Origin of the sequence: Dietzia sp. SYD-A1 (genome assembly GCF_015356725.1) — a bacterium.
Taxonomy (GTDB): Bacteria; Actinomycetota; Actinomycetes; order Mycobacteriales; family Mycobacteriaceae; genus Dietzia.
Genome location: NZ_JADDKI010000143.1, coordinates 1 through 7,503, shown reverse-complemented (window position 1 = coordinate 7,503; position 7,503 = coordinate 1). Strand labels below are relative to the sequence as shown.

The 7,503-nt window shown below is 71.7% G+C and carries 9 protein-coding genes and 1 pseudogene; 4 read left to right on the top strand and 6 right to left on the bottom strand.

Going from position 1 to position 7,503, the window contains the following annotated elements:
- A partial coding sequence (locus IY392_RS06735) for an LGFP repeat-containing protein (protein ID WP_375292898.1) occupies positions 1-575 on the top strand: 575 nt, incomplete at its 5' end.
- 166 nt (positions 576-741) lie between these two features.
- Here IY392_RS06735 and IY392_RS06730 read toward each other — a convergent pair.
- Positions 742-1,572, bottom strand: a complete 831-nt coding sequence (locus IY392_RS06730; protein WP_107755455.1) for an HAD family hydrolase — start codon at positions 1,570-1,572, stop codon at positions 742-744.
- Positions 1,569-2,390 (bottom strand): 1-acyl-sn-glycerol-3-phosphate acyltransferase, encoded by an 822-nt coding sequence (locus tag IY392_RS06725; protein ID WP_194860820.1) that lies wholly within the window; start codon positions 2,388-2,390, stop codon positions 1,569-1,571. The genes IY392_RS06730 and IY392_RS06725 overlap by 4 nt, the downstream gene beginning before the upstream one ends.
- A gap of 60 nt (positions 2,391-2,450) precedes the next feature.
- Here IY392_RS06725 and IY392_RS06720 point away from each other — a divergent pair, with 60 nt between their 5' ends.
- Positions 2,451-2,981: a PaaI family thioesterase gene (locus IY392_RS06720; RefSeq protein ID WP_182612971.1), complete on the top strand. Its 531-nt coding sequence runs from the start codon at positions 2,451-2,453 to the stop codon at positions 2,979-2,981.
- Positions 2,982-3,026: 45 nt separating this feature from the next.
- On the opposite strand, the gene serS is transcribed toward IY392_RS06720, so the two are convergent.
- Together serS and IY392_RS06710 are read right to left on the bottom strand one after the other, a co-directional pair.
- A complete protein-coding gene (gene serS, locus IY392_RS06715) occupies positions 3,027-4,286 on the bottom strand; it encodes a serine--tRNA ligase (RefSeq protein WP_107757928.1) in 1,260 nt (419 codons plus the stop codon).
- 88 nt (positions 4,287-4,374) lie between these two features.
- Entirely contained in the window at positions 4,375-4,818 is a 444-nt protein-coding gene (locus tag IY392_RS06710; RefSeq protein ID WP_375292897.1) for an ankyrin repeat domain-containing protein, read from the bottom strand.
- Between the two features lie 109 nt (positions 4,819-4,927).
- Here IY392_RS06710 and IY392_RS06705 point away from each other — a divergent pair, with 109 nt between their 5' ends.
- Both IY392_RS06705 and IY392_RS06700 read left to right on the top strand, forming a co-directional pair.
- Positions 4,928-5,980, top strand: a complete 1,053-nt coding sequence (locus IY392_RS06705) for a septum formation family protein (RefSeq protein ID WP_107757927.1) — start codon at positions 4,928-4,930, stop codon at positions 5,978-5,980.
- Positions 5,977-6,327, top strand: coding sequence for a metallopeptidase family protein (locus tag IY392_RS06700; protein ID WP_107755451.1), 351 nt, complete (start codon positions 5,977-5,979; stop codon positions 6,325-6,327). The genes IY392_RS06705 and IY392_RS06700 overlap by 4 nt, the downstream gene beginning before the upstream one ends.
- A gap of 40 nt (positions 6,328-6,367) precedes the next feature.
- Here IY392_RS06700 and IY392_RS06695 read toward each other — a convergent pair whose 3' ends face one another.
- Together IY392_RS06695 and IY392_RS06690 are read right to left on the bottom strand one after the other, a co-directional pair.
- Positions 6,368-7,000 (bottom strand): histidine phosphatase family protein, encoded by a 633-nt coding sequence (locus IY392_RS06695; RefSeq protein WP_107755450.1) that lies wholly within the window; start codon positions 6,998-7,000, stop codon positions 6,368-6,370.
- A pseudogene (locus IY392_RS06690) lies at positions 6,997-7,503 on the bottom strand (prephenate dehydratase); the annotation flags it as partial. The pseudogene IY392_RS06690 and the gene IY392_RS06695, both read right to left, overlap by 4 nt.

Sequence of the window (7,503 nt, the reverse complement as noted above, 5' to 3'; positions counted from 1 at the left end):
CTCCCCCGGTCACCAACCCGGGTACCACCCCCCGGCCCGGTACCGGTGGGACGACGATTCCCGGCGTCACGCAGGGTAGCGTCCAGGACGCGGTGACCTCGGCGCTCCGGACCGTGCTGTCCGGTGGTCGCCTGGACGCCGCCGAACTGACGCGCCTCCTCACCGGCGGCAAGACCCTGGCCGACATCCCGTTCGACGCCGGCTCGGTGCAGGCCGCGGTCGGCGGGGACCTGGGCTCCGTCAGCACTCTCCTCGGCGGCGACTTCGCCCGGCTCGCCTCGCAGTTCGCCGGCCCGCTCGGACAGGTCCTCTCCGGCATCCAGAGGTTCGGCAACGTCTCGCTGGTGAAGCACGAGCACGGGGCGCTCTACTCCTCCCCCGAGACGGGCACCCACCCGGTGTGGGGCGTGATCGGCGACGCCTGGGCCTCCCAGGGCTTCGAGCACGGACCGCTCGGCCTGCCGGTGTCGAGTGAGGCCGGACGCGACGACGGCACCGTCGCCCAGCGCTTCGAGGGCGGCACGCTGGTCTTCGACCCGGCGACCAAGGAACTCACGGTCGAGCCGAACCCCTGATCCCCGGCCGACGCCGAGCGTCGGCCGACCAGACTCGCGGACCGGGTCCCACCAGGTGTGCCCGCCGCCCGGCGTCAACGGGGCGGCGGGCACACCGGGGAAGTGGCGGGGACCGGTCCGCGCAGACGATTCACGACCCGGCCACCCCGGCGCGGGGGCTGTCCGCTCAGACCCACCAGCGGCGCAACACGTGCGCCAACCCCGCCTGGTCGTTGGTCAGGGTGATCTCGTCGGCGGCGGCGTGCACCGACGGGATCGCGTTCCCCATCGCCACCCCGTGGTCCGCCCACCGCAGCATCTCCAGGTCGTTCGGCATGTCGCCGAAGGCGACCGTCACCGGGACCGCGGACGGCGCCGCTGTCGAGGCCGCGGTGGCGGCCGCGATCTGCTGCAGTCCGCTGGCCTTGGTCACCCCGCGAGCCGCGAACTCGATCAACCCGTTGGTCGTGGAATAGGTGACGTCGGCCAGATGATCGACCTCACCCCGGAGCGCGGCCACCATGTCGGCGCTGGGCATGCCCGGGACCCGGGCCAACAGTTTGAGAACGGGGTCGGAGAGCACCTCGGTGTGCCCCACCTCGAGGTGCGCGGGGTGGATCCACGCGTGCTCGTAGTCGGGGCTGGCGACGAAGTCGGCGTCCGCCGCATCCGTGCCCAGCCGTTCGGCCGCGATACCGCTCTGCGGGAGCCTGCGGCGCAGGACCTCGTCGATCGCCGCGAGAGTGTCCGGTTCGAGCAGCCGGGTCGACAAGAACTCACCGGTGTCGGTGTCCATGATCACCGCGCCGTTCGCGCAGACCGCGAGTGGCGCCACGGGCAGCTGGTCGACGACCTGGTCCAGCCATCGCGGGGGGCGCCCGGTGGCCAACACGAACACGGCGCCGTCCGCGACGAGGTCCGCGACGACGTCCCGGTTGGCGTCCGGGACGCGCTCATCGGTGCCGAGCAGGGTCCCGTCGACGTCGGTGGCGACGAGCACGGGTCTGGAACGGGTCACGGAGCGTCCGGGCCGGCCGGTCCCTTCGGGGCGTCGGACTCGTCGGCGGCCGGGTCCACGATCTTCTCGGCCCGTCGGCGCATCCGCTCGGCGTGCTCGGCCTCGTCGAGGGCGGTGGCCTCCTCGAGGGTCGGGGCGGACCCCCCGAGGCGGGCGGGAACCCAGTTCGCGCCGGGCGGGTACGGGCCGTAGCGCTGCGCGTACTCCTCCTGCAGTCGTTCGAGGGTGGACTGCACCCGCGCGCGCAGCTCCTGGGTGCATTCCTCCACCGGCTCGTAGGCCGTCATCGGCTCGCCGACCTCCATCATGATCGGCACCTTCGGACGCAGGAGCTTCTTGGGCAGACCCTTGGTCCACACCCGCTGCGACCCCCACAGGGTCACGGTGATGATGGGCACGTCGGCGGCGAGTGCCATCCGGACCGCACCCGACTTGAAGCCCTTGACCTCGAAGCTGCGGCTGATGGTGGCCTCGGGGAAGACCCCCACGAGCTCGCCGGCCCGGAGCCGTTCCACCGCCTCGTCGAACGAGGCCTTTCCGGCCGCGCGGTCCACCGGGATGTGCTTGAGCTCCCGCATGATCGGGCCGGACACCGAGTGGTCGAACACCTCGACCTTGGCCATGTAGCGGATGAACCGCTTGTGCACGCGCGCCGGGATGCCGCCGTAGACGAAGTCGAGGTATCCGGTGTGGTTCATCACCACCACGGCCCCGCCGACCTCGGGGAAGTTGCGCTCTCCGCGCATCGTGATGTCCAGACCCTGGACCTTGAACAGTGCCCGGGCGAACCCGATGATCCCCGTATAGAGCAGCTCCACGGACCCCAGCGTAGCGGCCCGTCCACAACGGCGTGACCGGCTGCCGGTAGGTTCGACGCCGTGGATGACGACGAGGCCCGCGACGCGCCCTTCGACCGGGTCGACACGGCGGCGCACAGTCGCCACTACTCCTGGCCGCCGCTTCCCGGCGCGGCCGACCGCAGCCCCCACGCGGGACTGGAGGTGCTGCAGAGGATCGTCGACGGCGAGCACCACCTCTCCCCCGGCTCGCACACTCTCGGCCTGGCGCTCTCGTCGGTCGCCGAACGCGTGGTCACCCTGACCGCGACCCCCGGGGAATGGGCCCTGAACAACGGGGGAACGGTGCACGGCGGAATCGTCTCGGGATGGGTCGACTCCGCCCTCGGGTACGCCACCGCGACGGCCGTCTACGAGGGCGTGGGCTACAGCACGCTCGACCTGACGGTCCGGTACATCCGGGCGCTCCGGCTGGAGAAGACCCCGGCGACCATCCACGCCGAGGTCGAACACGTGGGTCGATCGACGTGTGTCGTGCAGGCCAAGGTCCTCGACACCGACGGTCGGACCTGCGCCAGTGCGAGCGGCGTCATGATGCTCTTCCGCCCCTGACTTACCGCTGAGGCGGCGTGTGGCCGCGGCGCCCGCCAGCGACGCCTACCGGGGCTCGAGCACGTCCCGGCCGACGAAGGGACGCAGCGCCTCGGGCACCACGACGGAGCCGTCCGCCTGCTGGTGGTTCTCGAGGATCGCCACGAGCCACCGCGTGGTGGCCAGCGTGCCGTTGAGCGTGGCGGCCGTCTGCGGCTTGCCGCTGGCGTCCCGGTAGCGCACTCCCAGCCGGCGGGCCTGGAAGGTCGTGCAGTTGGACGTGGACGTGAGCTCCCGGTAGGCACCCTGGGTCGGCACCCACGCCTCACAGTCGTACTTCCGGGCGGCAGACGATCCGAGATCCCCGCCGGCGATGTCGATCACCCGGAACGGCAGACCCATGGCCTGCAGCATCTCCTTCTCGAACGCCAGCAACCGCAGGTGCTCCTCATGCGCCTCCTCCGGGGTGCACCAGGAGAACATCTCGACCTTGTCGAACTGGTGCACGCGGATGATGCCGCGGGTGTCCTTGCCGTGGCTGCCGGCCTCGCGCCGGAAGCAGGAGGACCAGCCGACGTAGCGCTTGGGACCGTCCGCCAGGTCCAGGATCTCGCCCTGGTGGTAGCCGGCGAGTGCGACCTCCGAGGTACCCACCAGATAGAGGTCGTCGGCCTCGAGCCGGTAGACCTCGTCGGCGTGCGCGCCGAGGAATCCGGTGCCCTGCATGATCTCCGGGCGCACCAGGACCGGAGGGATCATCAGCGTGAAGCCGTTGGCGGTGGCCTTCTGCGCCGCCAGCTGCAGCATGCCCAACTGCAGGAGAGCGCCGTACCCGGTCAGGAAGTAGAAGCGCGCACCCGACACCTTGGCGCCGCGTTCCATGTCCAGCAGGCCGAGGCTCTCGCCGAGCTCGAGGTGGTCCTTCGGCTCGAAGTCGAAGGCGGGGATCTGCCCGATCCGCTCGATCTCCACGAAGTCGTCCTCGCCGCCGGCGGGCGTGCCCTCCTCCACCACGTTGGAGAGCATCCGCTGGATCCGGTCGACCTCGGCCGCAGCGGACCTCTCCGCCTCCTCGGCGTCCTTGACCGCCTGCTTGAGCGCCCCCGCCGCCTCCAGCAAGGCCGGGCGGTCCTCCGGGGAGGCCTGCCCGACCTTCTTCCCGTGCGCCTTCTGCTCGGCGCGCGCCCCGTCCGCCGCGGAGATCGACGCCCGCCGGGCCTCGTCGGCCGCCAGGAGTCGGTCGACCAGCGCGGGGTCCTCGCCACGGGTGCGCTGGGAATCGCGGACGAGGTCGGGGTTCTCGCGAAGGAGCTTGAGATCGATCACGGCGACCAGCCTAGCGGCCCGGTCTGCCCACCCGGATCGGCTGTCCGACCCCACGCGGGCCACCACCCGGCGGCGCCGACGGGTCGGGTCAGACCCCGAACAGCTCGAGGAAGGCGTCCTTCTCGAACATCCGGGCGGTGTCGACCGCCGTGGGGGTGCCGCCGTGGGGATCCGCCCCGCCCTCGAACAACACGCGCACCACCTCGCCGTACCCCTTGAACACCGCGCCCGCGAGCGGGGTCTGACCACGGTCGTTCGCGCGGTCGACTTCCGCGCCGCGGGCGAGCAGGGCCCGGACGGTGTCGGGGTGCCCGTTGTAGGCGGCCAGCATGAGTAGCGCGTCACCGCGTTCGTTCGTGAGGTCCGGGCTCACCCCCGCGTCGACGTAGGCGGCCAACCGCTCGGTCTCCCCGTCCCGGGCGAGCTGGAAGAGCATCTGTGCGAACTCGAGGACCTCGGGGTCGACCCCCTCGCGCGGCGCGCGGGTTCCGCTGTCCGGCCCGCCGGCCTCGTCTCGGTTCTGTCCGCTCATGCCCTGAATCCTATCGGGGCGACGAAGTTGCGGCATCATGGACGTGATGATCACTTCCTCGCGATCACCACACCCGGGCCGGCCACTGCTCCGGACCCGGGGTGCGGTCATGGCCTCACTCGTCGCGATCCTGTCCGGTGGGGCGATCACCGGTGGCCTCATGGCCTCGGCGATGGGGGATCCCAACTCCGCGACGGCGGAACGGATCGCGGCGATCGTCCCGCAGGTCGACCCGAGGACCCTGTCCGGGCCCGCCTACGCCGACGCGGCCCCGGGAACGTGCCTGACATGGCAGGTCGACGCCTCCGACCGCGTCACGGCGTTCACCACCGTCGACTGCGAGGAGCCCCACCGCTTCGAGGTCGCCGGCCGGATCGACCTCTCCGGGGTACCCGGGTTCGGTGAGAACACCCCGTTGCCGGACACCACGAGGCTGGCCCCGATCGGCAGCGATCGGTGTCTACCGATGATCACCCGCTACGCGGGCGGCCGGGAGGTCGACCCGGCGGGCCGGTTCACCGGGTTGGTCGTGCCGCCGTCCGAGGAGGGGTGGGACAAGGGCGACCACTCGGTGTTGTGCGGGGTCGCCGCCGCTGAGCTCGACGGGCGCTCGACCACCTCGACAGGGGTGTTCGCGGAGGCGGACCAGCACCGGCGGTGGGACCCGGGCACCTGCCTCGGATTCACCGACGAGGGTTTGCCCGGTGCGCCCGTGCCGTGTTCGGAGGACCACTCCATCGAAGTGGTCTCCGATGTCGACGTCTCGGGCCTCTTCCCGGAGGAACCGAACCCGCCCGAGCCGAGGGTGCAGTCCGAGCTCACCGCGGACGCCTGCCTCGCGGCCGGGGTCGCATACCTCGGCGACGGGGAGGCCCTGCGCCAGACCACCCTCATCTCCACGCTGGTCAATCCGATCTCGCAGATCTCGTGGGCCACGGGGAGCCGCACCGTCAACTGCGGGTTGATGCGGGCCGCCGATCCCGGGCCGTTCGCGGTGCTGCGCGGCTCCGCCCGGCAGGGCGTCCTGATCGACGGTTCCACCCCGGTGCCCCCCACCACCACCGAGGTGCCACCACCCGGCGTCGGTCAGGGGACTCCCGGGACTCCGACAGACGCCGATCCGGGGACCGTGTCCGTCCCGATCCCCGGGGGCACGCCGTGAGCATCGTCGTGACCGAGTCCCGCTTCGAGGCGCTGGTCGACGACGCGCTCGATTCCGTACCGGACGCGCTGTTCTCCGCGATGGACAACGTGGTGGTGCTCATCGCCGACCGCCACCCGGACGAGCCGGGGCTCCTGGGACTGTACGAGGGGGTGGCGCTGACCGAGCGCGACACCACCTACTCGGGTTTCCTCCCCGACACCATCACGATCTACCGGGGCGCGCTGTGCGACTTCTGCTCCACCGAGGAGCAGTTGGTCCACGAGGTGGCGGTGACGGTCATCCACGAGATCGCCCACCACTTCGGGATCGAGGAGCACACTCTCCACGCCCTGGGCTGGGGCTGACCGGGCTCCCCCGTCGGGTCACCCACCGCCCGCGCGTCCGTCAGAACGGCGGGCGGCCCAGGTGATCGCCCCACCGCTCGCAGGACCACCCGCCGCCGTCCGGCGCCAATTCGATGACCCCGCAGTTGGGGATCCGGTTGACCAACGCCCACTGTGAGGGGACGGCGCCGGCGAACACGGCGATCATCCGCATGAGGGTGCCGTGGACCACCAGGACCACGTCGGTCCCGTTGTCCAGGTGACTCTCCCGCAGCTCGGACACCACCGGCATCGCGCGCTCCTGCACGGCCAACGCGCTCTCGCCCCCCGGCAGGCTCGAGGTGAGGACGCCGTCCTCCAGCCAGTCGCGCACGAGCCGGTTGTACGCCAGCAGCGCCTCGCTCCCGGTCCGCATCTCGAACTGCCCGGCCTGTACCTCGTACATTCCCGGCACGGCCTGCGTGGGCAGACCCGTCGCCTCGGCTATCAGTCCGGCGGTCTCGCGGGCACGCGCCGCCTCGGAGCTGAGGATCACCCTCGGTGCGATGTCCGACGCGGCGAACTCCGCCCCGACCGTCCGTGCCTGGTCCCGCCCGAGGTCGGTGAGGGGGGCGCCGGGAAGCGCCGTGTCCAGGGCGCCGGCGACGTTCGACGGGGTCTGACCGTGCCGGACCAAATGTAGTCGCGCGCTCACGGGTCGAGGCCCTCCTGCCGATGAGTGCCTCGTCCGCCGGCCCCTGGTTCGTCGACCCCGTGCCGGAGACCGTCGATCCAGTGGATCGCCTCGGATCGATCCGGGGGCGCGGCACCGGCTCCGACCCCGTCCGCCACCGGCCACGATCCGAGGAAGCGCAGGTCGGCGGTCCGGTGGTGCAGTGCCGCCAGCGCCTCGGCCACCACGGGATCGTCGATGTGCCCGACGAGGTCCACGTGGAAGAGGTAGGTGAACCGCTCGACGCGGGTCGGTCGCGAGCCGATCCGGGTGAGGTCGATGCCGCGGATCGACAGCTCCGTCAAGGCCTGGACGAGCGCGTTGGGCTCGTGCGGCAGTCCGAAGACCACGCAGGTCCGATCGTGGCCCGTGCGCCCGAGCGGTGGTGCGGGCCGCCCCACCAGGACGAACCGGGTGCGGGCCCCGCCCACGTCGGCCACGTTCTCCGCGAGTGGGACCAGTCCGTTGATCTCGCCCGCTCGGGC

Bases quoted from the DNA above. Each gene is read 5' to 3' on its own strand.
- IY392_RS06710 (WP_375292897.1), bottom strand. From the start codon at position 4,818: ATGAGCGGACAGAACCGAGACGAGGCCGGCGGGCCGGACAGCGGAACC.
- IY392_RS06705 (WP_107757927.1), top strand. From the start codon at position 4,928: ATGGCCTCACTCGTCGCGATCCTGTCCGGTGGGGCGATCACCGGTGGC.